Annotated in this window: 19 protein-coding genes; 8 read left to right on the top strand and 11 right to left on the bottom strand. The window is 57.5% G+C overall.

Annotated elements, in window-relative coordinates; translation table 11 throughout:
- Positions 1 to 152: 152 nt before the first annotated feature.
- From DRET_RS04355 to DRET_RS04335, 5 genes are all read right to left on the bottom strand, one after another.
- Positions 153 to 923, bottom strand: coding sequence for a DUF3426 domain-containing protein (locus DRET_RS04355; protein ID WP_015751312.1), 771 nt, complete (start codon positions 921 to 923; stop codon positions 153 to 155).
- 179 nt (positions 924 to 1102) lie between these two features.
- Entirely contained in the window at positions 1103 to 1645 is a 543-nt protein-coding gene (gene hpt / locus DRET_RS04350; RefSeq protein ID WP_015751311.1) for a hypoxanthine phosphoribosyltransferase, read from the bottom strand.
- Positions 1646 to 2034: 389 nt separating this feature from the next.
- The gene (locus DRET_RS04345) at positions 2035 to 2514 is read right to left on the bottom strand and encodes an N-acetyltransferase (RefSeq protein WP_015751310.1); all 480 of its coding nucleotides are present in this window, start codon (positions 2512 to 2514) and stop codon (positions 2035 to 2037) included.
- Positions 2498 to 2986 carry a TlpA family protein disulfide reductase gene (locus tag DRET_RS04340; RefSeq protein WP_015751309.1) on the bottom strand — a complete coding sequence of 163 codons (489 nt, stop codon included), beginning with the start codon at positions 2984 to 2986 and terminating at the stop codon, positions 2498 to 2500. Before DRET_RS04340 ends, DRET_RS04345 begins: the two co-directional genes overlap by 17 nt.
- A gap of 15 nt (positions 2987 to 3001) precedes the next feature.
- A complete protein-coding gene (locus DRET_RS04335; RefSeq protein WP_015751308.1) occupies positions 3002 to 5416 on the bottom strand; it encodes a homocysteine S-methyltransferase family protein in 2415 nt (804 codons plus the stop codon).
- A 208-nt stretch (positions 5417 to 5624) separates the two neighbouring features.
- Between DRET_RS04335 and DRET_RS04330 the strand changes: the two genes are divergently transcribed.
- The 8 genes from DRET_RS04330 (at position 5625) to glpX (ending at position 14761) form a co-directional block, all read left to right on the top strand.
- On the top strand, positions 5625 to 6677 hold the full coding sequence (locus DRET_RS04330; protein WP_015751307.1) for a sigma-70 family RNA polymerase sigma factor: 1053 nt from the start codon (positions 5625 to 5627) through the stop codon (positions 6675 to 6677).
- Entirely contained in the window at positions 6670 to 7455 is a 786-nt protein-coding gene (locus DRET_RS04325; protein WP_015751306.1) for an HD domain-containing protein, read from the top strand. Before DRET_RS04330 ends, DRET_RS04325 begins: the two co-directional genes overlap by 8 nt.
- Positions 7456 to 7757: 302 nt before the next feature.
- The gene (locus DRET_RS04320) at positions 7758 to 9449 is read left to right on the top strand and encodes a tetratricopeptide repeat protein (protein ID WP_015751305.1); all 1692 of its coding nucleotides are present in this window, start codon (positions 7758 to 7760) and stop codon (positions 9447 to 9449) included.
- Positions 9446 to 10246 carry a hypothetical protein gene (locus tag DRET_RS04315; RefSeq protein ID WP_015751304.1) on the top strand — a complete coding sequence of 267 codons (801 nt, stop codon included), beginning with the start codon at positions 9446 to 9448 and terminating at the stop codon, positions 10244 to 10246. Before DRET_RS04320 ends, DRET_RS04315 begins: the two co-directional genes overlap by 4 nt.
- A gap of 295 nt (positions 10247 to 10541) precedes the next feature.
- Positions 10542 to 10880 (top strand): hypothetical protein, encoded by a 339-nt coding sequence (locus tag DRET_RS04310; RefSeq protein ID WP_015751302.1) that lies wholly within the window; start codon positions 10542 to 10544, stop codon positions 10878 to 10880.
- Positions 10881 to 11152: 272 nt separating this feature from the next.
- Positions 11153 to 11605, top strand: coding sequence for a ribose 5-phosphate isomerase B (gene rpiB / locus DRET_RS04305; RefSeq protein WP_015751301.1), 453 nt, complete (start codon positions 11153 to 11155; stop codon positions 11603 to 11605).
- A gap of 161 nt (positions 11606 to 11766) precedes the next feature.
- Positions 11767 to 13749, top strand: a complete 1983-nt coding sequence (gene tkt, locus DRET_RS04300; protein WP_015751300.1) for a transketolase — start codon at positions 11767 to 11769, stop codon at positions 13747 to 13749.
- Between the two features lie 28 nt (positions 13750 to 13777).
- The gene (gene glpX / locus DRET_RS04295; RefSeq protein ID WP_015751299.1) at positions 13778 to 14761 is read left to right on the top strand and encodes a class II fructose-bisphosphatase; all 984 of its coding nucleotides are present in this window, start codon (positions 13778 to 13780) and stop codon (positions 14759 to 14761) included.
- 93 nt (positions 14762 to 14854) lie between these two features.
- Here glpX and ltrA read toward each other — a convergent pair whose 3' ends face one another.
- The 6 genes from ltrA to rho all read right to left on the bottom strand — a co-directional run bounded on the left by ltrA (position 14855) and on the right by rho (position 23008).
- Positions 14855 to 16111 carry a group II intron reverse transcriptase/maturase gene (gene ltrA, locus DRET_RS04290; RefSeq protein WP_244147922.1) on the bottom strand — a complete coding sequence of 419 codons (1257 nt, stop codon included), beginning with the start codon at positions 16109 to 16111 and terminating at the stop codon, positions 14855 to 14857.
- Between the two features lie 628 nt (positions 16112 to 16739).
- Positions 16740 to 17819 (bottom strand): protein translocase subunit SecF, encoded by a 1080-nt coding sequence (secF, locus tag DRET_RS04285; protein ID WP_015751296.1) that lies wholly within the window; start codon positions 17817 to 17819, stop codon positions 16740 to 16742.
- Between the two features lie 13 nt (positions 17820 to 17832).
- Positions 17833 to 19434, bottom strand: a complete 1602-nt coding sequence (gene secD / locus DRET_RS04280; protein WP_015751295.1) for a protein translocase subunit SecD — start codon at positions 19432 to 19434, stop codon at positions 17833 to 17835.
- Positions 19435 to 19446: 12 nt separating this feature from the next.
- Positions 19447 to 19878 (bottom strand): preprotein translocase subunit YajC, encoded by a 432-nt coding sequence (yajC, locus tag DRET_RS04275; protein WP_015751294.1) that lies wholly within the window; start codon positions 19876 to 19878, stop codon positions 19447 to 19449.
- 169 nt (positions 19879 to 20047) lie between these two features.
- The gene (locus tag DRET_RS04270) at positions 20048 to 21460 is read right to left on the bottom strand and encodes a beta-barrel assembly-enhancing protease (RefSeq protein ID WP_015751293.1); all 1413 of its coding nucleotides are present in this window, start codon (positions 21458 to 21460) and stop codon (positions 20048 to 20050) included.
- A gap of 300 nt (positions 21461 to 21760) precedes the next feature.
- Positions 21761 to 23008, bottom strand: a complete 1248-nt coding sequence (gene rho, locus DRET_RS04265; RefSeq protein WP_015751292.1) for a transcription termination factor Rho — start codon at positions 23006 to 23008, stop codon at positions 21761 to 21763.
- Positions 23009 to 23478: the final 470 nt, after the last annotated feature.

Raw genomic sequence — 23478 nt, 5'->3', positions numbered from 1 at the left:
GGCGGGTGTGTTTTGAATGCATCGCGCATTGCAGCCTTGGCAAAAATCCTGTGAGTCGAGGACAAAAAAGCGCAAGATTGCTGGGTATTTTTCTGAACAGAAATGGTGAACATCGTGCCGCTTTTCCCCACAGGGAGATTTGCAGCGACCTGCTAGGAATCGTTGGGCGGGGTCTTGGCCTGCACGACCCGCAGCCCGAATTCCTCTACTGAAGAGGGAGGGGAGAAAAAGACAGCCATGAACGGCACGGATTCCTGGGGGGGCACACTGGTGTTTTTGGTCAGAACCCCGACTTTGGCCGACAGGGCCGATTCCAATTTATCCCGCGAGAGCACCTGCAATTGGAATAAAGAGACCGTGTTGCCGCAAAGCAGGGTCTTTTCCGCGACCACTGTGGAGTTGGCATCGAAGAGTTGGGCTTCGATTTTGATCAAGCCCTTGGGTTCGGCAAATGTGTTGACCGCTTTGCCCTCGATGACAAACAGGTCGCCAAGTTTTTCGTTGTCGACAAAATATTGACGGACATCACGGAGTTCAATCTTTGACAATTCCGCATCCGTCGGAGGCGTGACCGCGGTCTGTTGCGGATTCTGGTCCCCGGGCAAAAAGGGCACCCCTTGAAGGCCGCCCCAATAATACCACCCCGCCCCGGCCAGAACGAGGATCAACAGGAGCAAAAGCATGGCCAGACGCCACCGGGAGGGGCGCCGTGGCGCGGAGGACGTGTCAGCAACACCCGATTCCTCTTCCTCGGATTCCGGACCAAAGGAATTAGAGGCCATCTCGGTGGGAGCCGGTTGCGACTCCTGTTCGGGGACAAAGACATGGCCGCACCAGGTACAGCGCACCCGGACCGTCTTCTCCGAGAGCCGGTCAGCAGCAAGCTGGAATTGTGCCTCGCAATTGGGACAGGTGATGATCATCGGCCGCACTCCCTGTTGCCGTGGTGCCCGGTTGCGGCAGCGGCCAAAGCCGGCTGCCTTCTCCAATCGCCAAGGTGTCTCGTCTGTTCCGGGGGCAAGCACCGGCGCTCAAGGATACGGGCTCCTAGCGCCCCCACAGGACCGGACACCGTTCTCAGAATTGTTTTCCCGTCTCGGTGTTACGCTTCTTCAGGAGGATTGACAAATGTACAAATGGAGTCGAGGTGGCGGTAGCGTTCTGCATAATCAAGGCCATACCCTACAATGAAGCCCTTTTCCAGGTCGAAGCCCGGATAATCCACATGGACATCCACTTCACGCCGCTCCTTTTTGTCCACCAGAGCGCATATCCGAACCGATTTGGGCTTTCGCGCCCACATCACCTGACTCAGGTACTCGATAGAGTGGCCGGTATCGACGATATCCTCGACCAGGAGCACATGGCGATCTGTGACCGGTGTCTCCAAATCCTTGGTGAATTGGACCTTGAAATGGCGTTGTGTCTGCTGCCCATAACTCGCCAGACGGACAAAATCGATCTCCACATCGAGATCCAATTCCCGGACCAGATCGGCAAAAAAAACAAAAGCACCCTTTAACACACAGACGGCCACAATCGGCTCGCGGACATCTTGGTATGCCTCGGTGATTTCCTCCCCGAGGCGCTGAATGCGCTTGGTTATATCCTCACGACTATAGACAACGTGCATTGGCGTGTCCATGAAACGCGTCTCCTCGCAATTCTCGTTTGCTCTCCAATACCATTTCGCACCACGTCTAGCTGTAATTGGCTGGCCCCGATTCTGGAAATCCGCCCACGCTCTTTTTCCAGGCCGAGGACGCCATTGCCGCACCGGGTCACAAATACCCTTGCCGCCAAAGGGCCGGGGCGGCGATTGGGCACACGGCCTGGAAGGGGCCTTCAGCGCCAGAGGAACCAGTGCCGGGAAATATCACCTTGTCGGACGCCATTTCGCTTGTCGCTCGGAGTCCGCCCACGCTCTTTTTCCAGGCCAGGGGCACAATTGCCGCACCGGGTCACAAATACCCTTGCCGCCACAGGGCCCTCTCTACGGATCATCGAAAAGGGCGGCCGTTGCGCCCAGCAAACTCACATCTGCATGAGCATCGCGATTTCGTCACAATCCGGAAATTTCGGGCACCGTAAACAGTCGGCCCAGACCTTTTGCGGGAAAATATCCCTGCTCACGTATTCAAACCCCAGCCCTTCAAAAAACCGCGGCACGTAGGTCAGAGTGAATACGCGGTACACTCCCAGGGTCACCGCTTCACTAAGGCAGGTTTCCACAAGCCGGCGCCCCCATCCCTGTCCCCGGAGCGAGTCGTCAACGACAAGGGAACGTATCTCGGCCAAGTCTTGCCAGGTGATGGTCAGCGCACAACACCCGACCGGACTTTCCCCGTCCCGTCGCGCCACGACATAAAAATCCCGCAAATGGCTATACAATTCGTTATAGGACCGGGGCAGAAGCAATTCCTGTTTGGCGGCCTGCATCAACAGACCGTGGATCGCCGGAACATCCTGGATGATGGCCTTCCGCAGGTACAAAGAGTTAGTTGTTGTGTTCATGAGTGAGCAGTGGGTCGATGGTTTGAGTCAAATCGCCTGTGGACATAAAACCAGTGTGGTCGAGCTGTTTTTGCCCTTTTGGGCCGTAGACAATCGTTTTTGGGATCGTTGTCAAATCGTAGAGCATCTGGATATCCCCGGCCGCGTGGGCCATACGGTAATTGACGGGAAACCGCTCCAGAAAAGCCCGGACAGTGCCGGGATCAGTATCCAAGGACAGGCCCACGATCAGGACCTCGTGGTCCGCATACTTTTCTCGAAGCGCCACGAGTTCCGGGATCTCTTCACGGCATCCGGCGCACCACGTGGCCCAAAAATTCAGGACGACCACTTGTCCCCGGGCCTCGCTGATGGTCTGCAATACGGTATCAACCGAGTACCTCGGCAGGGAAGCGCTTTGGGTCGCCCCCGCCGTCAGCGGTCCGAACACAAGGGCCGCTGTTACCGCTGCCCATACCAGCAAACTGCGCATATTGAACACTCCAGATTACTCCGCCACCAGTTCCTTGGCTTTTTTTACCGCTCCGACAGCATCCGCGGCGTACCCGTGAGCTCCGATGACTCTGGCGTATTCGGGAGTGACGACCGCCCCGCCAACCAGAACCTGGGTTGAGAGCCCCCGCTTGCGAACCAGTTCGAGCGTCTGCTCCATTTTGACCATCGTCGTGGTCATCAATGCTGAAAGACCGATGAGTTCTGCCTCATGCTCCTCCGCTGCCTGAACGATGGTTTCCGCGGGAACGTCTTTGCCCAAATCAACGACCTCGAATCCGTGATTGCGCAACAACAAGGCCACGATATTCTTTCCGATATCATGAATATCGCCTTCAACTGTGGCCAGGATGATCTTTTTCGGTTTCTCCTGGTCCTTGGCGGCTTCCAAGAGCGGACGCAAAAGTTCGAAGCCGGCCTGCATCGCTTCAGCCGAAAGCAGAAGCTGCGGGAGAAAATATTCTTTTTTCTCATATTTCTCACCAACGGCCATGATCCCCGGGATAAGCTCGTTATTCACCAGTTCAAAGGGCTGGCTTCCCTGGCGCAGCGCTTCTTGGACTTCCCGGGTGACCACCTCGGTTTCGCCCTTGATCACCGCGCGCTGCAACACCGTACGCTCCTCCTCTCCCCCTCCCGAGGCGGTGGCCCTGGCTGGCACCGCCCCAGTCCCGGGCGTCCATTCGGCATACCCCTGGATGAAATGCTGGGCCTGAGGATCACGTCCCAGAAGCACTTCTGAAGCGGCCAGGGCTTCCTGAAGCCGAACGGATCCGGGGTTGGCGATACAGCCGGACAACCCGGCTCCCGTAGCCATGGTCAGAAACGTGCTGTTCAGAAGTTCTCGAGCTGGCAGCCCAAAAGAAATATTGGATAATCCAAGCACGGAAGGCACGGCCCACCGCTCCTGGCAGGCCCGGATGGTTTCCAGGCAGGCCCGGGCGGCTTCGGGTTTTGAGGAAACGGTCAATGCTAGAGCGTCGACGACGATGAGACGCTTTGGTACCCCGAGCGCCAATGCCTTGTCGATCAAACGCTGGATAATGGACAGCCGACTTTCTGCGCTGACCGGCAGGGCGCCCCCTTCCAGAGGGAGAAGAATAAATGGAGCTCCGTATCGGACACAAAGAGGCGCCAATCGCTCCATTTTCCCTTCCTCGCCACTGATGGAATTGACCAGAGGGCTGCCCGGTGCAGCCTGCAACCCCAATTCAATGGCGTCTGGGTCCGCAGAATCAAGACACAAAGGGACTTGCTGACGCCGGGAGAGTTCCAGGACGAGCTCTGGAATAAGTTGACTCTCTTCAACCAATGGGGCCCCGACATTGATGTCCAGGACAGTGGCCCCGGCCTGGACCTGTTCAGCGGCCAAAGCGCAGGCTCGCTGGAGTTCTCCGGCTTGCAATTCGGCCGTCAGGTCTTTCTTGCCGGTGGGATTGATCCGTTCTCCGATCAGTGCCAGCGGGCTTTTGGGCCCCAAAGTCACCGAGCCGAAGCGGGAGGTCACCACCACCGGGGGACAAGGCGAAAAAACAGAATTCGCGGCAGCACTTTTCTCCGGGCATTCCCGCCCCAGGGCCCGGATATGATCGGGGCTGGTACCGCAACAGCCGCCGACACACCCAACACCAAGTTCGACAAATTGCCGCATCTGTTGGGCAAAGGCCTCAGGGCCGAGATTGAACACTGTCTCGCCGTCGATCAACTCCGGCAATCCGGCATTGGGCTCGACCAGCAGAGGGGTCTGGAGGCGTGGCAGCATGTCTCTAACCACTTCAACAAGCTGCTCCGGGCCTGCGCTGCAATTGGTAGCCAAGAGGTCCACGTCAAGATTCTGCATGGTGTCCACAAAACAATGCGGCGGCGTCCCGGTCAGACTGCAGCCGCCTTCAAAGGTCATGGACACGCCAACAGGCAGATCGCACTCCTGCCGGGCCGCCACGACGACAGCCTTGGCTTCGGCAAGATCGAAATGGGTTTCCGCCAGAATACAATCCACGCCGCCTTCCACCAGACCACGAATCTGAGTCCGAAACGCTTGGACCAGATCTGTGAACCCCACGTTTCCCAGCGGGCGGACCATATGTCCGGTGGGCCCAACGCTGCCGGCGACAAAATGCTTGTCCCCCGCCTCTTTGCGGGCCACAGCAGCCATCTGGGCATTGAACGCCCGGACATCGATATCCGTTCCAAGTTTGTAGGCCGTTCCCCCGAACGTATTGGTGGTGATCACATCAGCTCCGGCTTCCAGGTAATCCCTGTGTGCCGCAGCCACCGCTTCGGGGTTTGAGCGCCCGAACTGCTCAGGAGATTGCCCTGGAACAAGGCCCCGGCTTTGCAACAAGGTGCCCATGGCCCCATCAAAAATCAGTACCTTGTTCCCCTGTAAAGCCTTGCGAAAAGCGGACACGTCTCGACTCCCTGCTCAATGTGCTCTCTATGTCTTGGAAAAAAAATCATCCCCGTATAGAATGCGGAAAAGGCCTTCGCCTCTCTAGCGCACCCTGCCGTTGATCACGGAAAAACCGGAGGCTCTGGACCCCGGCGGGGCGGAGATGGGTCTACTGAAAATCGTTGAAAAGGACAAATAAAATCTATAGGCTAAAAAGTTCATAGACATGAAACATACTGAAAATAAAGACATCAATTCTATGGAACACGAGCACGATCACGATATCGAACTCGATGAGCCCGAAGCCGGTGAGACCCTTGATGATTCCACCGCTGAAGAGGCGTCGGCCGAATCCCTTCCGGCACCTGCCGCGGTGACAGAACACCTGCCGTCGCTCATCCAGCCGTCGAGCAACGATGTCGCCATTCAGGATCCGCTCAAACTTTACTTGCGCGAGGTCAATCGCTTTCCGTTGCTGGAGCCGGACGAGGAAGTGGAATTGGCCCGGCGGGTCCGTGATGAAAACGATCAGTCTGCAGCCTTCCGCCTGATCAGTTCCCACCTGCGTTTGGTGGTCAAGATCGCCATGGAGTTCCAACGGCGGTGGATGAAAAATGTCCTTGATCTGGTCCAGGAGGGCAATGTGGGGCTGATGAAGGCGGTCCAAAAATTCGACCCCGAGCGGGGTATTAAATTTTCCTACTACGCCTCGTTCTGGATCCGGGCCTATATCCTGAAGTTCATTATGGACAACTGGCGTATGGTCAAATTGGGAACCACCCAGGCCCAGCGCAAACTGTTCTACAATTTGAGCCGAGAAAAACAGCGGTTGCAGGCCCAGGGTTTCGACCCCGACGCCAGTACTCTCTCAGAGAATCTGGATGTCAGTGAAGAAAGTGTCGTGGAAATGACCCAGCGCCTCGGCGGACATGATCTTTCCCTGGACGCCCCCCTGGGCGAAGACTCCTCGAGTTCGCGCATGGATTTCCTTCCAGCCTTGGGGGCAGGCATCGAGGAGTCGCTGGCCCAGCAGGAAATGGGCTCTGCCCTGCGTCAGCATCTGCAGACGATTCTGCCGAAACTCAACGACAAGGAAAAGGAAATCCTGGAACACCGATTGCTGACTGACAGCCCGGTTACCCTGCGGGAAATCGGGGAAAAATACGGAATCACCCGCGAACGCGTCAGACAAATCGAGTCCAGACTCCTGCAAAAACTCAAAACCCATCTCTCCTCAGAAATCCAAGACTTTTCCGAAGACTGGATCGAGCATGAATAATTTACTGCGCCAGCTCAAAGCTGAGGTCAATTCCTGGGCCTGCCGCCGCGAGCCGACGTTTTACATCGAGCATACGGCGGCCATGACCTACGCCCGGAATATGTTCTTCGACCACCCCCTTATCCGGCGGTGCCGCGAAGATGTCCTGCCTTTTCTCAACGACGGCTTCGGACACGGGATCGAGCACTCCAAGAAGGTGGCCATCGAGGCGGGAGCTCTGGTCATGGCCGAATGTGACAGATGGGGCGTAGAGTCGTGCCGGAATATGGCCCTGTGCGCTGAACTCGCGGGGCTGATCCACGACATTTGCCGCATGGAACCGGATCATGCCGCACAAGGCGCTGAAATGTCGGGATTCATCCTCCAAGACTACCCATTGACCGATGTAGACAAAGCCATCATCGCCTTTGCCGTTCGCAACCATGAGGCCTTCAAACCGGTGGAGCGGGTGAACGATCCGGCTTTTGCCTTTCTCAGCGGCGCCCTTTACGATGCCGACAAATTCCGCTGGGGTCCGGACAATTTCGTAACCACCCTCTGGGAAATCTGCGATTACCAGGAGTGGCCACTTGAAAAAATAGTCGAGCGGTTCCCCACGGCCATTGATATGGTCTCGGCGATCAAGGATACATTCCGAACCCAGACCGGCCAGGCCTATGGACCGGAATTCATTGATATCGGGCTTGAACTGGGCCGCCATGTCTTTCGGCGGCTGAAGGTCCTGTGCGAAGAAAAAGACTGTGCCGGACTGACGTTGACTTCCGAGATCGTTTTCTGAGCGCCGGGATAGACCGCTCCGCGCCCGGCACACAGGGCCGGTGAAGAAGTTTTGATGCCGGCCTGCAACCAGAAGCAAAGGCGCACCGGCAAGATTCGAATGGATCGCCCACCCTTACGGCTTGGCACTTCGAGCGATGTTGCTGTACCCTGGTGACGCGGCGACGCCTTCTTCTCCGGCGGTCCCGTCCAGATGAGCGCATTGGACAACAAACAGCTGTCCCCTAAGCATACCGCCTCAAACACGGGCGATTGGTTCATCACTGCTCCCGCTTTACCGTCAACCCGCAGGAATGCAATCCCATGCCGCGAATGCTTCGCTTTGTTCTCGCTTTTCTGGCTCTGGTCTGTGTGGGGTGTACCCCTCGCTCAGCGCCGGATCTCACGCCCCCTGCGCAATGGCAACTTTCACCAGCCGCGAGAACGGATTTTCTTTTCCTGAAAGCTCAGGCGCTGCTGGCCGAGGGAAATGCGCCTGCAGCCGCCCAAGCCCTTTCCCGGGCCTTGGAAGAGGATCCCCAACCGACCCTGTACCTGGAGTTGGCCGAAACCTACTGGCGCAATGAGGAACGGCAAAAGGCCAAAACCATTCTCAAAGAGGCTACCGAACGCTTTCCGGATCAGTTTGCCTTTGTGGCCAACCTGGCCCAGATCTATATGGCCGGGCAACGCCCCAAAGCGGCCGCAGCCACCCTCCGCTCTTATATTCAAGACCACCCCGACAACTGGACGGCCCGGGCTAAACTGGGAGAGATCCAGGTCCGCATCCAGGCGTTTGCCGATGCGGTAGACACATTGCAAACAATCCCCGAGCCTGAACGTGAGCCCGAACACCTCTTCTTCCTCGGCCAGGCCCAGGCTGGGCTGGGACTTTTGCAAAAAGCGTCCGACAACCTGCAAAGCGCAGTGGACAAGGCCCCTCAAATGGCCAAGGCCTGGGCCGAACTCGGGTACATCCGTGAACGGCAAAAAGACTACCCCGCCGCCATCACAGCCTACACCCGGCTGTCTGAATTGCAGCCCGACAATCAGGAGGTCCTGATCCGCCTGATTGAACTCCATCTCGAACTCAATAACCCCGACAAAGCCCAGACCTTGGCCGAGAGCGGGCCGGGTACCGAATCCTTCCGCTTACGCTGTGTGGACGTCTTTTTACAAAACGGGTTCTACACACCAGCCCGGGCAATGCTGGACACCATTCGCGAAAGCGCCGATTTTTCCCCGAAAACTTACCTCTATGAGGCCTTGTACTGGTACCAAAAAGAGCGCAATCCGGCCCGGGCCATCGAAGCCCTGCGTCAGATTCCCGCATCAGCCCCATTTTATAATCAAAGCCTCCACTTCCTCGGCCAAATGCACCTTGAACGGGACCAACCGGAACAGGCCGTGCAGGTCGCCCGGAAAGGCAAGGCGACCTTTCCCGATATCCCCGACTTCTGGCTCTTGCACAGCAACGCCCTGCGGCGTCAGGACAAGCCGCAAAAGGCTCTGGAGGTCATCAACGACGCCCTGGAAAAGTGGCCTGAGGACACCGACCTTTTGTACCAAAAAGGCCTCTTGGCCGAGGCGCTGGACCAAAGCGATACGGCCATGGCCTCCATGGAGCAAATTATTTCTCTGGATCCAGAACACGCCGATGCCCTCAATTTTGTTGGCTATAGCCTGGCCGAACAGGGCCGGGAACTCGACCGCGCTCTTGTATTGATCAAAAATGCCGTAGAACTGCGCCCGGAAAACGGCTACATCCTCGATTCCCTGGCCTGGGTGTATTACCAGAAGGGAAATTACGCCAAGGCCTGGGATATCATCCAGGAGGCGGTACAGCTCAGCACGGAGGACCCGACAATCTGGGAACATTACGGAGACATTGCAGCCAAACTCCAAAAAACAAAAGAGGCCCGCCGGGGCTATCGCAAGGCCATTGAATTGGGCGCCGAAGATCAGACATCAATTGACAAAAAACTCCAAACGCTTCCCGAGCCCGCTCCATTATGAACTCCGGCAGTCAAACCCCAAAATGGGTCTGTGGTCTGTTGGGGCTTTGCCTGCTCCTGCTCCAGGCCTGTCTCCCTCAGGCCCCTCCCTCCCAGCCACAACTGAGCGCAAAAGAGGTCTGGCAACGCTTTCAAACCGACGCCAACGCCACCACCTCCCCTGAAGGGTTCTGGCTCAAGGCGAGTTTGAATTATGCCGGGAACCAGGGGAACCATCGCATTGTTTTCACCATGTGGGGCAATTATAGCCGCCCGGTGCGCATGGATCTCCAGGCCGGTATCGGGACAACCTTTTCCCTGTGGCGCGAAAGCGAGACAGGGTGGATTGCCTATTATCCCGGCCAGGAAAAAGCCTATACCCATGAAAACGGCCGCCGGGGCGCACAAGCCCTTGGCCTGGCAACACCGTTTGATCTTCAGGAATTGTCCAGAGTCATGACCGGCCGCCTCACTGAGATCGTCCCCAACTCCTACCGTTCCGCCACTCGAACACCCCAGGGCACTTTTCACTTCACCTCACCGTCCGGCGCTTCGATTCAGACACTTGAGATAGCACCCAATGGACGGGTACTGGCCGTTACCGGAACGACCCCTCAGCCGTGGACGTTGACCTTTTCCGATTTTCCTAGCACAAAGAGCGCGTTCGCGCGCAAGATCACCCTGGAGGCCGGTGACGCCCACAAGGCGGTCTTACGCCTCAAAGAGGTTCGTTGGAAAAAATCGGGTTGGGACCAGAGCGCGCTCCAGCTCAAACTTCCTCCCGAAACCCTGCGTCTTCGGCTCCACTCCCCCTCTTAGGTTTTCAGCTATGACTGTGCCGGACGAAACGGAGCGGATCATGAACTGTCAATCCCCCCTGTCCCGCAGGCCGTTCAAAAATCCCAAGGAGCGGCAACAAAACGTTCAAGGTCGCACGTTCTCCTTTTGAAATCTCTTTCAAAGGGCGGATGGATCCGTTCGGAAGCGTTGGCAATTTTCTCCGTCTTGCTCCCATTGGAAGATTTTCAGCGGCCTCGCGACGGTCGCTGGGGATGCCTGACCTCTTCCGTTTTGCCTGAGTTCTGTTCTCCACTTGATACCAGGACAAGCGATTATGCCCCACACATCTCACTACCGTTGTACAGGCCTCTTTGATGTTCTCGCGCTGGGTCTGAAAACCTTGGCCAGCGAAATCCGTTGGGGAGCCATTCTCGCCCTGCGCAATGCCGAATTGCGCCAGCTCCGCAAACGGCTTAGCAGCGAATATTGCAATTTGGGACGCCTCCACTCCCAAACCACCGCTGGGGACGCAGCCGAAGCTGCTGAAGCAGATCTCTGCCGTCGTCAAATCGAATTTTATGAACAGGAAATCGACTTTCTGGCCCGGGAAATCACCCAGGCCAGGACCCTGTTCGTCCAGAACCGGCTCCACAAATGGGGCCTGTCACAATAATATTCCCCAGAGCACCCCTTGGGGCAATGGGTATGATCCCGCTCCCCGCTCGCAAGAAGCCCTTAACTGACTGTTATAAAAATTCCTTATACCGTAGGCCGTTCAAAATTCCCCGGGGACGGCGACACAAAGTTCAAGATCGCAGCGTACGTATTCGTCCGGACACGTTGGAGCGTATTACAGCTTTGGAGCCATTGGGACATTTTCAACTCCCTGCTCAGGGGAACGCACCCTCTTCAACACCGAATCACTTATCCGTAAAGGAACGCACCATGCCTGAAGCGCCCATCGTATTCGGCTCCGACCACGCTGGTCTGCCGTTGAAATCCGCTTTACTGGAAATCCTGCAGCAACAAGGAATCGCCACCGAAGACCAGGGCACACACACTTTCGACAGCTGCGACTACCCCGTTTTAGCCTCTGAAGTCTGTCAGCGGATCCAGCAGACCCGGGGCCTCGGCGTGCTGGTCTGTGGTTCAGGACTGGGCATGTCCATGGTCGCCAACCGCTATCAGGGCATTCGTGCGGCTTTGTGCACCAACGAATACCTGGCTCGCATGGCCAGACTCCACAACAACGCCAACATCCTCTGCCTCGGAGACCGGGTACTGGGCATCGATTTGGCCCAAAGCATTCTGGAAACATTTCTCAACACCCCCTTTGAGGGGGGACGTCACCAACGCCGGGTGGATCTGATCGACACCCTGCCTCAAAGGGGGCAGTAAGAGCGCGCAGCCCGTGCTCCACACGACGCTGGGACGACCATGCTCTGCCGCATCCGGCAACGAAATTCCTCGTTGTCCTTTGAAAAATGGCGTGAGTTGCTGCCTGCGGCAGGATCCAAACTCCTTCTCCAAAACCGATCACAAGACCAAAGGACGCTTGCATGCCTTCAGAACACGACCAACACAATATCAATGTCATCAAAGGGTTGATCATGGACGCCACCCGCCGAGCCAATTCCGGCCATCCCGGCGGAGCCATGTCCTCGGCTGATTTTGCCTATATCCTGTTCAAGGAATACCTCAAATTTGATCCCCAGGATCCCGACTGGCCCGACCGGGACCGCTTCGTTCTCTCGGCCGGGCACGAATCCATGCTCCTGTACAGCCTGCTGCGCCTTGTCGGCTACCTCAACGACGACGACTTGCAGTCTTTCCGTCAATACAAAAGCCGGACGCCAGGACACCCGGAACACGATCTGACGCCTGGAGTCGAAGCCACAACCGGTCCGCTGGGTCAGGGATTTGCCATGGCCGGCGGTTTGGCCACTGCTGAACAATTCCTGCGGGGAACCTGGGGTGAGGAGATCACTGACCACTATACCTACGTTCTGGCCTCAGACGGCGATATCCAGGAACCGGTCTGTCTGGGCAGCGCGGCTTTATTCGGGCAATGGGGTCTGGGACGGCTGATCGTTTATTACGACAGCAACGCTATCCAATTGGCCGGCCCTACAGCACGGTGCGATTGCGCCGACAAACGCCGCCTTTTCGAAAGCCTGTGCTGGCAGGTCATCGAAATCGACGGCCACGATCACGAACAGATCCGCACGGCTCTGGACCAGGCTCGTGCGGAAACAACCCGGCCTACATTGATCATCGGCCACACGACCATCGCCAAAGGCAGCGCCTCCCTGGAGGGCAGCGCCGACACCCACGGCGCCCCATTCTCTGAAGAGGAAATCGCCCAAACCAAGGTGAAATTGGGCCTTTCGTCGGAACTATTTGCCATCCCCCAAGAGACTGAAGATGCTTTTCGAGACCGCTTCCCGTTGCTGCGTCAGACGGCGGACGATTGGCGACTCCGGTTGCAGCAGCGCCAGCAAAACGATCCTGCATTCGCTCAGGCATGGGAACGCCAGCACCGCCCAGTGCTGCCGGCTGAGATCACCTGGCCGGAATTCGAGACCGGGAGTAAAGTCGCCACACGCAAAGCCTTCGGCAAATGTCTTGAGAGTCTGATTGAACAACTCCCCCATTTGGTCGGTGGCTCAGCCGACCTGGACCCCTCCAACCAGACAGCGACTTGGCGCGAGAAGGTCGGCATTTTCGGCAACCAGAATCCCGCCGGGCGCAATCTCTGCTTCGGGGTTCGGGAGTTTCCGATGGGAGCGGTGGTCAATGGACTCGCCCTGCACGGCGGTGTCGTTCCCTTCGGGGCCACCTTTCTGGTTTTCTCGGATTATGAGCGCAACGCATTGCGCATGTCAGCGCTCCAAAAACTGCCGGCTCTGCATATCTTCACCCACGACTCCTTTCACGTCGGTGAAGACGGCCCCACCCACCAGCCTGTGGAACATGTCAGCTCCCTGCGCTTGATCCCGAATCTCCTGGTCTTTCGCCCGGCAGATGCGAACGAAAGTCGCGCCTGCATGGAACTCGCCTTGCAACAAAAGGATCGACCGAGCGCCCTGCTCTTTACCCGGCAAGGCGTACCGGTTTTACCTGCCGCCCAGACGCCGGAATTGCAGGAGGGGGTTGGCCGTGGAGCGTACATCGTCCAAGAAGCGCAGGACGGTGCCCCCGACATGATCTTCATGGCCACGGGTTCTGAGGTGCATCTGGCCCTTGAGGCGGCTCAGCAGGTGGATCCTGGCCGCATCCGCGTGGTCAGCATGCCCTGCCTGGAGCTTTTTGAAGAACAGCCACTCGAATACCAGGAACAGATCCTGCCTGCTTCGGTCACGCGCCGGGTGGCCATTGAAGCCGGACGGACCGATATGTGGTATAAGTACACCGGCCGCTACGGTCTGGTCATCGGCCTGGACCATTTCGGAGACTCGGCCCCTGCCGGGGATCTGGTCGAGGCGTACGGATTTACTCCAGAAGCCGTTGCCAAGTCGGTCCGCAGGCACTTCGCCTCCTAACTCACTGGGCAGAGGGAGTATGCCAGCTATGGAAACACCACAACGCAATCTCGCACTGGATCTGGTCCGGGTCACGGAAGCCGCGGCTTTGGCCTCGGCGCGGTGGCTCGGCAAGGGGGATAAACAAAACGGGGACCAGGCAGCCGTGGACGCCATGCGGCTTTCTTTCAATGCTCTGGATATCCAGGGCAGGATCGTCATTGGCGAGGGAGAAAAAGACAAGGCCCCCATGCTATTTAACGGCGAAGCGGTCGGAACCGGACAGGGGCCGGCTGTGGATGTGGCTGTCGACCCTGTGGAAGGAACGAATCTACTCGCCTATGGCCGTCCCAACGCCATAGCTGTAGTCGGGGTGGCTCCGGCCGGAACCATGTACGATCCCGGGCCGAGCTATTATATGCAAAAACTGGTCGTGCCCTCGGCGGCCAAAAATGGTGTCGATCTGGACGCCCCGGTGGGGGAAAACCTCAAAACCATTGCCAAGGCCCTGGGCAAGGATGTGGATGACTTGGTTGTCTTTGTTCTCGATAAACCCCGGCACCAAGACCTCATTGCTGCTATCCGTGAAACAGGAGCCCGTATCCAACTCCATACAGACGGTGATGTGGCCGGGGCGTTGATGGCCGTGGATCCGGAAAGCGAGGTCGATGTCATGATGGGCACCGGCGGAACTCCGGAAGGAGTCCTCTCGGCCTGCGCCATACGTGCCCTTGGTGGTCAGATGCTGGCCCGTCTGGATCCCCAGAAGGAAGCAGAACGCATTGCTTTGGAAGAACGTGGCATTGACACCACTGCAATTCTGGACGTCCATTCCCTGGTTGGGAGCGAGGACGTCTTCTTCGCCGCCACCGGGATTTCCGGCGGAACCTTTTTGCCCGGTGTGGCGTATAAAGGCACTGGTGCCAGCACGCATTCGCTGGTTCTGCGTGGTCGCAGCGGCACCGTGCGCCGCATCGCTTCCTCCCACCGCTGGGACAAACTCATGCGCTTTAGCGCAGTGCAATACGACTAAAATACGCCACGTGGCATGCCAATCGAGTAGGAGGGGGCCTTGCGGCCCCCGTCCTCTCACACCACCGGGCATACGGTTCCGTACCACGGCGGTTCACCTGACACTTTGAGCTTTGCGAAGTTGATCTTGCAGTGACACGAGTCCAAGTGAATCAAAGTATTTCTTGGGGAATGCCTGGTTCATATGCGATGCGCCGGAGTTCCACCATGGCCCGCGGCCGTTGATGGCGGATTTCCAGGCGCGCTCTTCAGTCAGTCCCCGGCGAATCAGGTTCCTTGCTCGGGCGTAGGGTCGTTTCCAATGCCGCCACAGGATATTGCGCAATCTGCGGCGAATCCACATGTCCAGTTCTTCAAAAACTCCCTTTACCTCCGCCAGCTTGAAGTAGTTCATCCAGCCTCGCAGTTTCGGCGCAAGGGTGTCTATCGTCTTCTTGAGCGACCGTCCCCGCCCACGTCGAAATTCCTCCCGTACCGCCTGTTTCAGGCGTTTGACCACACTGGGCGCAACCTTGAGCCGCGGCTGCGTATGCCAGGTCATCGAGTACCCAAGGAATTTCCTTTTCCATGGCCGGTCAACCGCGCTCTTATCCGCGTTGACCCTCAACTTCAACCGCTCTGTCAGAAACCGGGTGATCGAGGCCATTGCGCGTTCGCCGGACCGTTTTGTCTGCACGTAGATATTGCAGTCGTCGGCGTATCGGCAGAACGCGTGGCCTCTGCGTTCAAGCTCCTTGTCCAGGTCATCCAGAAGGATGTTGGACAAGAGCGGCGAGAGGGGGCCGCCTTGCGGCGTGCCCTCCTTTCGTTTCGATGCAATTCCCCCCTGCATCAGCCCCGCTTGCAGGTAACGCCGGATGAGGGCGAGCACCCGCTTGTCCTTCACCTTGCGGGCCACGCGCGCCATGAGCACGTCGTGGTTCACGCGGTCGAAGAACTTCTCCAGGTCCATGTCCACGACCCACCGTTTGCCGGCGGCAGCATGCTCCCGTGCCTTGAGCACGGCCTGATGCGCACTTCGACCGGGCCGGAAGCCGTAGCTGGATTCGGAGAAGTGAGGGTTGAAAATGGGGGAGAGCACCTGGTGCAGCGCCTGCTGTATCAGGCGGTCCAGCGCCGTCGGGATGCCCAGTTGGCGCACCCCGCCGCCGGGTTTAGGGATTTCCACCCCGAGCACCGGCTGCGGCTCGTACCGTCCGTCCAGCAACTCCTCTTTGATTCGGGCCCAGTTGAGCGTGCAATATCCCCATACGTCGTTGACGCTCATGCCGTCGACTCCGGGGACGCCTTTGTTGGCGCGTACACGCTTGTAGGCCGCAAGCATGTTCTCGCGTCCGACCACCGCTTCCATCAAACTCTGCTGCTCCGGATGGGAGTACTCCTTCGTTGCCGTGACGCTTGACGCACCACTACCGTACTCTCGGGGATTCCGTCCCCTACCCTCGGGTGTGGCGACGGGCGTCCCAGCCCGTCCTTCTGCGGCTCCGTTCGTCATCGAAATTTCGGGCTCCCGTCCCGTGTTAGATGTTCGGGCCTTCAGTCCGGTCGGGGGACCTACTATGCCCTCAGCTGACTTCTGCCCGCCCGTCCCGACGACTCGCGACGCCGGTAGCACATGGCAGGCGGACAGACCTCCCCGGGTAATGCGCACCCACCTTCACGCTTATGCCCGCCGCATATACGTCCAAGCTTTCCGTACAAGTACAGGGCTTTGAAGATAATGGACTCCTTACCCGGCATGGCCGCCTCGTATGCGATTCCTGTTCGTCAGGCCAGCGTTTTGCCTGCGGCTTCCTTCAGATCCCACCTCGCGGTGGACACCCTTGCCGTCCGGCTAACAGTTCCCCTTGTCGGGCCTGTAGAGGACTTTCACCTCCAAGTGGGTGCGCCCTGCCGGGCGCACCATCGCAAAAGCCCCCCATCCGGAAACCGGATGGGGGGCTTTTCAATCACACCCCGGCCTGAAAAACCACAGGGAATCAGACGGTTTGTTCTTGAACAGCGTCCTTTTCTTCAGGCGGATCGATCTGAAACCCCAAAAGCAACGGGCTGGCCACAAAGATGGAGGAATATGTCCCGACAATGACGCCGACAAGCAAGGCGAAGGCGAAATTGTGGATCACCCCGCCCCCGAAAAGGAACAACGAGATGACAACCAGCAAAGTCGTTCCCGACGTCAAGATCGTCCGGCTCAAGGTCTGGTTGATGCTGATATTGATCGTTTCCTTCAAAGAGCGGTGTTTGGCGGCCTTGCCCCGGAGATTTTCCCGGATACGGTCAAAGACGATGATCGTATCGTTCAGGGAATATCCAATAATGGTCAAAAGCGCCGCCACGATCGAGAGGTCGAATTCCTTGTTGAGCAAGGAAAACACACCGACAGTGACTAAAACGTCATGGATCAGGGCGATGACCGCCCCAAGGGCAAAATTGAGTTTTAAATACCAACACATTCCCACGGCTATCACCAGGGCGGCGACAACAAGGGCACTGAGCGGAAACCCGGCGATTTGGAGAACATACAGCCCCCCGGCAAGCCCGCCGGCCATGAGCGCCGAAGCCAGCCAGCGGTGTTCAAACCGTCCCGAGATATAAATAGAAATGATCAATATGGCGTAGAACAAGGCTTCTAAAGCCTTGGCCCGTAGATCCGCCCCGACTTTCGGCCCGACCATTTCCAGGCGCCGGATTTCAAAACCGGTATCCATCTCGGCACTCAGGGCCTCCTGGACAGCCTGACGGACCTCAGAGGAACTGATATCCACGGCCGCCACCCGGAACAGATATTCATTGCCCCCCTCTGTACCGAATTTTTGGACATTGAGGCTGGGCAACTCCGCCGTTGCCAGAGCTGCTTTGATATCCTTGAGCGACACATCGGCCGCAAATTGCGTCTGAACGGTGATCCCTCCGGCAAAATCAATGCCGTATTTTGGCCCCCCTTTCAGGAGCAAGGAGCCCAACCCGAGCAGCAGGACCAAGGCCGATACGACCAATGCGATTTTCCGGCGCCCGATGAAATTCACCGCGGTTCCGGGTTTGATCAATTGCAATCCCATACGTCTCGCGCTCCTAAAGCTTCAGGCTCGATGCTGGCTGTTTTCTGCTCAACCACAGGTCGAACATGATCCGGGCCACAAAAATGGCTGTAAACATGGAAGCCACAATACCGAGCGACAAGGTCACAGCAAAGCCGCGGATGGGGCCGGTGCCGAATTGATAAAGAATGATCGCCGCGATGATCGTCGTCACATTGGCATCGAGAATGGTCAATGTGGCTCGTGCAAATCCTTCATCAACCGCTTTCCGGGGACCGAGTCCTCGCCGCAGTTCTTCACGGATGCGCTCGAAAATAAGGACATTGGCATCGACGGCCATACCGATGGTCAGGATGATCCCCGCGATGCCCGGCAGGGTCAGGGTGGCGCCAAACCCGGCCAAACCGGCCAGGATGAGCAGAATATTCAAGGCCAGGACGGTATCGGCCACAATGCCTCCGATCCCGTAATAGATGACCATGAACAACAGAACCAAGGCGCCACCGACGACGATGGACATGATCCCCTGGTCAATCGACTGCTGCCCCAGGGAGGGGCCGACACTGCGCTCCTGAAGGACATCCACCGGCGCGGGCAACGATCCAGCGCGCAGGACAAGAGCCAAGTCATGCGCTTCCTCGGTGGTAAATCCGCCGGTGATGCTGGCCCGTCCTCCGCTGATGCGCTCCTGGATCCTGGGCGCGGAGTAGACCTTGCCGTCCAGGACAATGGCCAATCTATCGCCGACATGTTCCGCGGTTATGCGCTCAAACAGCCTCGACCCCCGTTGATTGAAGCTCAAGGCGACATACGGTTGATTGAAACCGCTGGTGTCAAATTGTGTCGAGGCGTCGGTTATGTATTCACCTGTGAGCAGAGCGTTCTTTTCCAGGACAATCGGCTGCTTCTTGTAGCTGCCGTCCGGCATCTTGCGTTGCAGATAGGCAAGCTCGCTTCCGGGAGGGACAATGCCCCTTTCTGCCTTTTGGGCGTCTGCATCCTCGTCGACCAGCTTGAATTCGAGGTGGGCGGTCTGGCCGATAATCTTGATGGCCCGCTCAGGATCCTCAAGTCCGGGCAATTGGACCTGGATCCGGTTGCCTTGTTGCTTGCGTATATCAGGTTCGGCCACCCCAAACTGGTCCACTCGGTTGCGGATCGTCTTCAAGGCTTGATCCAGAGTCATTTCCTCAAGATGTTCGCGGTATTTGGGGCGGTAGCCGACAGTGTACTTCTGCCGACCGTTGTCGAGGGTTTCCACCCCTTGGATGCTCACATTGGGAAACCTGTCCTCCAAAAGCGCCTGGAGCGTTTCGGATTGTTCCTGTTTGGCCAGCCAAAACTGGAGATTGCCCGCTTTGTCCACTTCCGGTCGCAGGACCAAAATGGACTCCTCCCGCGCCTCGGCCCGGATATCCTGGCCGGTCTGCGACAAGGCGTTCTGGATGGCGGTCTCCAGATCAACCCCCAGGGTCAGGTGCATGCCCCCTTTGAGGTCGAGCCCCAGGTTGACCTCTTTGTCCGGGAGCATTTTCTGTATCCCGGAACCCGACGGCAGCACTGAGGGCAAGGCATATGCCAAGCCAAGCCCCAAGACGATGACTGCCAGCACTATTCTCCATCGCAAGCTGCTCATGGAATCGTGTCCTTATTGTTCGCTGGATTGATCGGCCTTTTCGTCCTCGGCCTGCTCTTGCTGCTTCTTGCCTTTGGCGGGCTTCTTCTCTGCGGGCTTTTCTGCCTCTTTCGATCCGCCCTTCTTGTCCACCAGAGTGGAAATATAATTGCGATTGACCTTCAATTGGACATTATCAGCCACCTCAACGGTCAGCATCTCCTCGGAAGCGGCCACGATCCGGCCGTAGAGTCCGCCGCCGGTAATAACGCGGTCTCCCTTCTTGAGATTGGCCAGCATCTCCTTATGCTCTTTGGCCTTTTTCTGCTGGGGCCGAATGAGCAGGAAATAAAAAATAACAAACAGAATGATCAGAGGCATGAAGGCCATGATCGGATTGCCCTGGGCCGCGCCACCACCGCCGGCTTGCGGGGCCATGGCGTATGCGAGATTTTCGAGAAACATGCATCCTCCTTCACGGGTTGGGAGTCATAGGGGGAATTTCCGTCAGGCCGCTCTGCAGTTGCGGGAAAGGCAGAACAGGCGGGTTGCGCTCACAAAAAAACGCCTGGATTTGCGCCATCGGCGACCTGAGGCAAAGCGGTAGAGCGATACTGCGATTAGAAGAGATATGTCAAGGCGTGAGCTTTTCCAACTTCTTGGACTCCGCCACAGCCTCCTGCAGGGAAGAGAGGCGCTGCCGCTGTTTTTCGGAATGGGCCATCTCTTTGGTTTTCTGAATATGAAACGGGAGTTGCGAGGCGCCGTGTCCATAGAGCGCCGCGTAGGCCAAATGGAGATGGGCTTCAAACAGCTTCCCCCGTTGCCCCTGAAGACGGCCGAGAAAAGCATGGGCCCGCGCATTACGCGGCTCACGACGCACGACCTCTTCTCCAATCCGGATACTGTGCTCTGGATCTCCGGCCTGGGCCAATGTCTGGGCATACCAGAACATCGCCCGGGTATCGGTGTGGCGCTGGTCCAATGCGGCCTTGAGCAAACGTCGGGCTCGGTCCAGTTTGCCCTGGAGATACATAAAGTGACCGGCTTCCCGCTGGACTAAAGGATCGTCCGGCGCACAATCCAGGGCTCGCTCATACGCCTGACCGGCCTCCTCCACCCGTTGCAAGCGTTCCAGGGCGATGGCCCGGCCCAGGGCCAGCATACACGTGTCTTGTTCCGATTGGGTGTCGTTGAAAGCAACAAGGGCACTGCTGGGGTCGGTGTATCTGGCCCGGACCAACATTTGAATGCGCTCAAAACGGGACGTGCCGCTTTGCAACGACGATGATCCAGAAGATTCTCCCTCAACACGGCCCTGTAAGGCGGCAATCCGTTCTCCCACTCCGGGGTGCGTGCTCAGGTAGGTCGGCAAAGAATGGCCTGAGAACCATTTCCGTTTGCGAATGACTTCAAAGGCCTCGACCATGCCCTGGACAGGGTAGCCCGCGTTTTGCAGATAGTGGACCCCTATCTGATCGGCCTCACGCTCGTCCTCGCGCGAATATTTCAGCGCTGCGGCCTGTCCCCCGGCAAGGGAGCCCATGGCCAGGGCTTCACTCCCCTCTCCGCCGCCTCCGAGAAAGACGCCGGCCAGCATACCGGCCAGAGTCCCCAGATTGATCAACTGGCTCCGCTCAATGTTTCGGGCGATATGGCGCTGGGTCACGTGGGCCAATTCGTGGGCGATAACCCCGGCCAATTGGGCCTCGGATTCCAGATGCAAAAGCAACCCGGTGTGAACAAACATGTACCCGGCTGGAGCGGCAAAGGCGTTCAGGCTCTCATCGTTGACAACAGTGACGCTGATGGGAAAAGGCTGGGGAGGAAGATGGCTCTCGATACGCTCAGTGACCGAGCGGACATACTCGGCAACAACCGGATCGTTGAGGAGATCAAAGTGCGAACGAACGAATTGGTTGACTTCACGACCCAATTCAACTTCGTCTTGAATAGTGAAGTCCCCGAGAAGAGCCCCTTGAACAGGGCCGGAAAACAGCAGGCCTGTCAGGGCGACAGCGATCAGTGCCCAACGCAGCACATGCATGGGTCACCTCATTAGACTGGCCCGGCGCGCTGAACAGCACGACCCGCGCCAGCGGGGAACAGGTTCGCAGTACGATTCGATAGAATAAATCTCGAAAAAAATTATCTCCAACGGTGGACAAAGGGCGTGCAACGCACTCTTGAAGAGCCCTCAATGGGCCTGCTGCACAATTGTGTCACTGGCTCGTGTTCACCCCCAACAGGTAGGGGGCAGCAGCACGGCCGCAGCAGCGGTTTGATGACAGACAGAGGTTGAACAGGGCGCCGGTTGGCTCCACCATTGGGCGCTGGGCAGCACCGACTAACTGTTCATCATATCGAGAAACTCGCGGTTGCTCTTTGTGCCGCGCATTTTGTCCAGGAGAAACTCCATGCTCTCCACTGAATTCATGGGAGCCAGAAGCTTACGCAATATCCAAACCCGGTTCAAGACGTTCTCGTCCAAAAGCAGGTCCTCCTTGCGGGTGCCGGAACGGTTGATATCAATGGCCGGAAAGACGCGCTTGTCGGCCAGATGGCGATCCAGGTAAATTTCCATATTTCCGGTGCCCTTGAATTCCTCAAAGATGACCTCATCCATGCGCGATCCGGTATCGATAAGCGCCGTAGCGATAATGGTCAGACTCCCGCCTTCCTCGATATTCCGCGCAGCCCCAAAAAAACGCTTCGGTCGTTGCAGGGCGTTGGAGTCCAGACCGCCAGAGAGGACCCGTCCTGACGAAGGAATGATCGCGTTGTGGGCTCGACCGAAACGGGTGATACTGTCCAGGAGGATAACGACATCTTTTTTGCGTTCCACAAGGCGTTTGGCTTTTTCCAAAACCATTTCCGCCACCTGGACATGACGTTGGGGAGGCTCGTCGAACGTCGAACTGACAACTTCGCCGTCGACGGTACGCTCCATATCCGTCACTTCTTCAGGTCGTTCGTCGATCAGGAGCACAATAAGATAGGAATCAGGGTGGTTGGCGGTAATGGAGTTGGCGATACTTTGCAAAAGCATCGTTTTTCCGGTGCGTGGCGGGGCTACTATGAGCCCGCGCTGTCCCTTACCTATGGGGGCCAGCAGATCCACAACCCGCGAGGAGTAGCTTTCCGCCCCAGTTTCCATGACAAAGCGCTGGTCCGGATAAATCGGCGTTAAATTATCAAACAGGACTAGGTTCTTGGATTCTTCTGGAGTGGCAAACCCAACTTGCTGTACCCGGAGCAAAGCGAAATACCGCTCCCCTTCCTTGGGCGGGCGGATCTGCCCGGAGACCACGTCACCCTTGCGCAGGCCGAAGCGGCGGATCTGCGACGGGGAGACGTAAATATCGTCCGGTCCCGGAATATAGCTGTACATGGGGGAGCGAAGAAAGCCGAACCCGTCGGGCAAAATCTCCAGCACGCCTTCCCCATAGATCGAGCCGTTTTGCGAAGCACAGGAACTGAGGATGGCAAAAATCAGTTCCTGCTTGCGAAGACCGCTTGGGTTTTCGACTTTATACTCCTTGGCCAACTGCATGAGTTCGGCCATGGATTTCCTTTTCATCTCGGATAGATTCATCCCATTCTCCCTTTGCTGTACTCCGAATACTGTCCCCAAATATTGTCAGGCCAAGGGCCTTGAATACATGCCTTCCTTCCCCTTGGACCATATCTCGGCCGAAGGGGTCCTTCACGAGCAAAAATGTATGTGAGTCGTACTGATTTTCGCGAATTACGCCTACAGGAATCGAATAGAGGGGGGGATTGCCTTGGAATCACTACGGACGGCTTCGAGCCGGAATCGCTGTACTGGATCTCCCAAATAGAGTCAATCATCAACCCTGGAGCCAAGACTCCGGTGCCGGGGGATACTCAAGATCTAGAAACGCTTCTGGAAGCCATTCCCTGCCCATGGGGTGGGTCAGGGCACCTTTTCCCACTTGCATACACAATCTGCGGCCAAGCCCTTTTCCGGGTCTCGGACACACTCCTGGCACCGAATGCAAACACGTTTGGCTTCACGGATCCAGAATCCATCACGCCCACCTG

It is taken from the genome of Desulfohalobium retbaense DSM 5692, from assembly GCF_000024325.1.
In the GTDB taxonomy this organism is placed as follows: domain Bacteria; phylum Desulfobacterota; class Desulfovibrionia; order Desulfovibrionales; family Desulfohalobiaceae; genus Desulfohalobium; species Desulfohalobium retbaense.
This window is presented reverse-complemented; position numbering and strand designations above follow the sequence as displayed.

Excerpts from the sequence above, each read along its gene's own strand:
- DRET_RS04355 (WP_015751312.1), bottom strand. The coding sequence starts at position 923 with ATGATCATCACCTGTCCCAATTGCGAGGCACAATTCCAGCTTGCTGCT.
- hpt (WP_015751311.1), bottom strand. The coding sequence starts at position 1,645 with ATGGACACGCCAATGCACGTTGTCTATAGTCGTGAGGATATAACCAAG.
- DRET_RS04345 (WP_015751310.1), bottom strand. The coding sequence starts at position 2,514 with ATGAACACAACAACTAACTCTTTGTACCTGCGGAAGGCCATCATCCAG.
- DRET_RS04340 (WP_015751309.1), bottom strand. The coding sequence starts at position 2,986 with ATGCGCAGTTTGCTGGTATGGGCAGCGGTAACAGCGGCCCTTGTGTTC.
- DRET_RS04330 (WP_015751307.1), top strand. The coding sequence starts at position 5,625 with ATGAAACATACTGAAAATAAAGACATCAATTCTATGGAACACGAGCAC.
- DRET_RS04325 (WP_015751306.1), top strand. The coding sequence starts at position 6,670 with ATGAATAATTTACTGCGCCAGCTCAAAGCTGAGGTCAATTCCTGGGCC.
- DRET_RS04320 (WP_015751305.1), top strand. The coding sequence starts at position 7,758 with ATGCCGCGAATGCTTCGCTTTGTTCTCGCTTTTCTGGCTCTGGTCTGT.
- DRET_RS04315 (WP_015751304.1), top strand. The coding sequence starts at position 9,446 with ATGAACTCCGGCAGTCAAACCCCAAAATGGGTCTGTGGTCTGTTGGGG.
- DRET_RS04310 (WP_015751302.1), top strand. The coding sequence starts at position 10,542 with ATGCCCCACACATCTCACTACCGTTGTACAGGCCTCTTTGATGTTCTC.
- rpiB (WP_015751301.1), top strand. The coding sequence starts at position 11,153 with ATGCCTGAAGCGCCCATCGTATTCGGCTCCGACCACGCTGGTCTGCCG.
- tkt (WP_015751300.1), top strand. The coding sequence starts at position 11,767 with ATGCCTTCAGAACACGACCAACACAATATCAATGTCATCAAAGGGTTG.
- glpX (WP_015751299.1), top strand. The coding sequence starts at position 13,778 with ATGGAAACACCACAACGCAATCTCGCACTGGATCTGGTCCGGGTCACG.
- ltrA (WP_244147922.1), bottom strand. The coding sequence starts at position 16,111 with ATGGAAGCGGTGGTCGGACGCGAGAACATGCTTGCGGCCTACAAGCGT.
- secF (WP_015751296.1), bottom strand. The coding sequence starts at position 17,819 with ATGGGATTGCAATTGATCAAACCCGGAACCGCGGTGAATTTCATCGGG.
- secD (WP_015751295.1), bottom strand. The coding sequence starts at position 19,434 with ATGAGCAGCTTGCGATGGAGAATAGTGCTGGCAGTCATCGTCTTGGGG.
- yajC (WP_015751294.1), bottom strand. The coding sequence starts at position 19,878 with ATGTTTCTCGAAAATCTCGCATACGCCATGGCCCCGCAAGCCGGCGGT.
- DRET_RS04270 (WP_015751293.1), bottom strand. The coding sequence starts at position 21,460 with ATGCATGTGCTGCGTTGGGCACTGATCGCTGTCGCCCTGACAGGCCTG.
- rho (WP_015751292.1), bottom strand. The coding sequence starts at position 23,008 with ATGAATCTATCCGAGATGAAAAGGAAATCCATGGCCGAACTCATGCAG.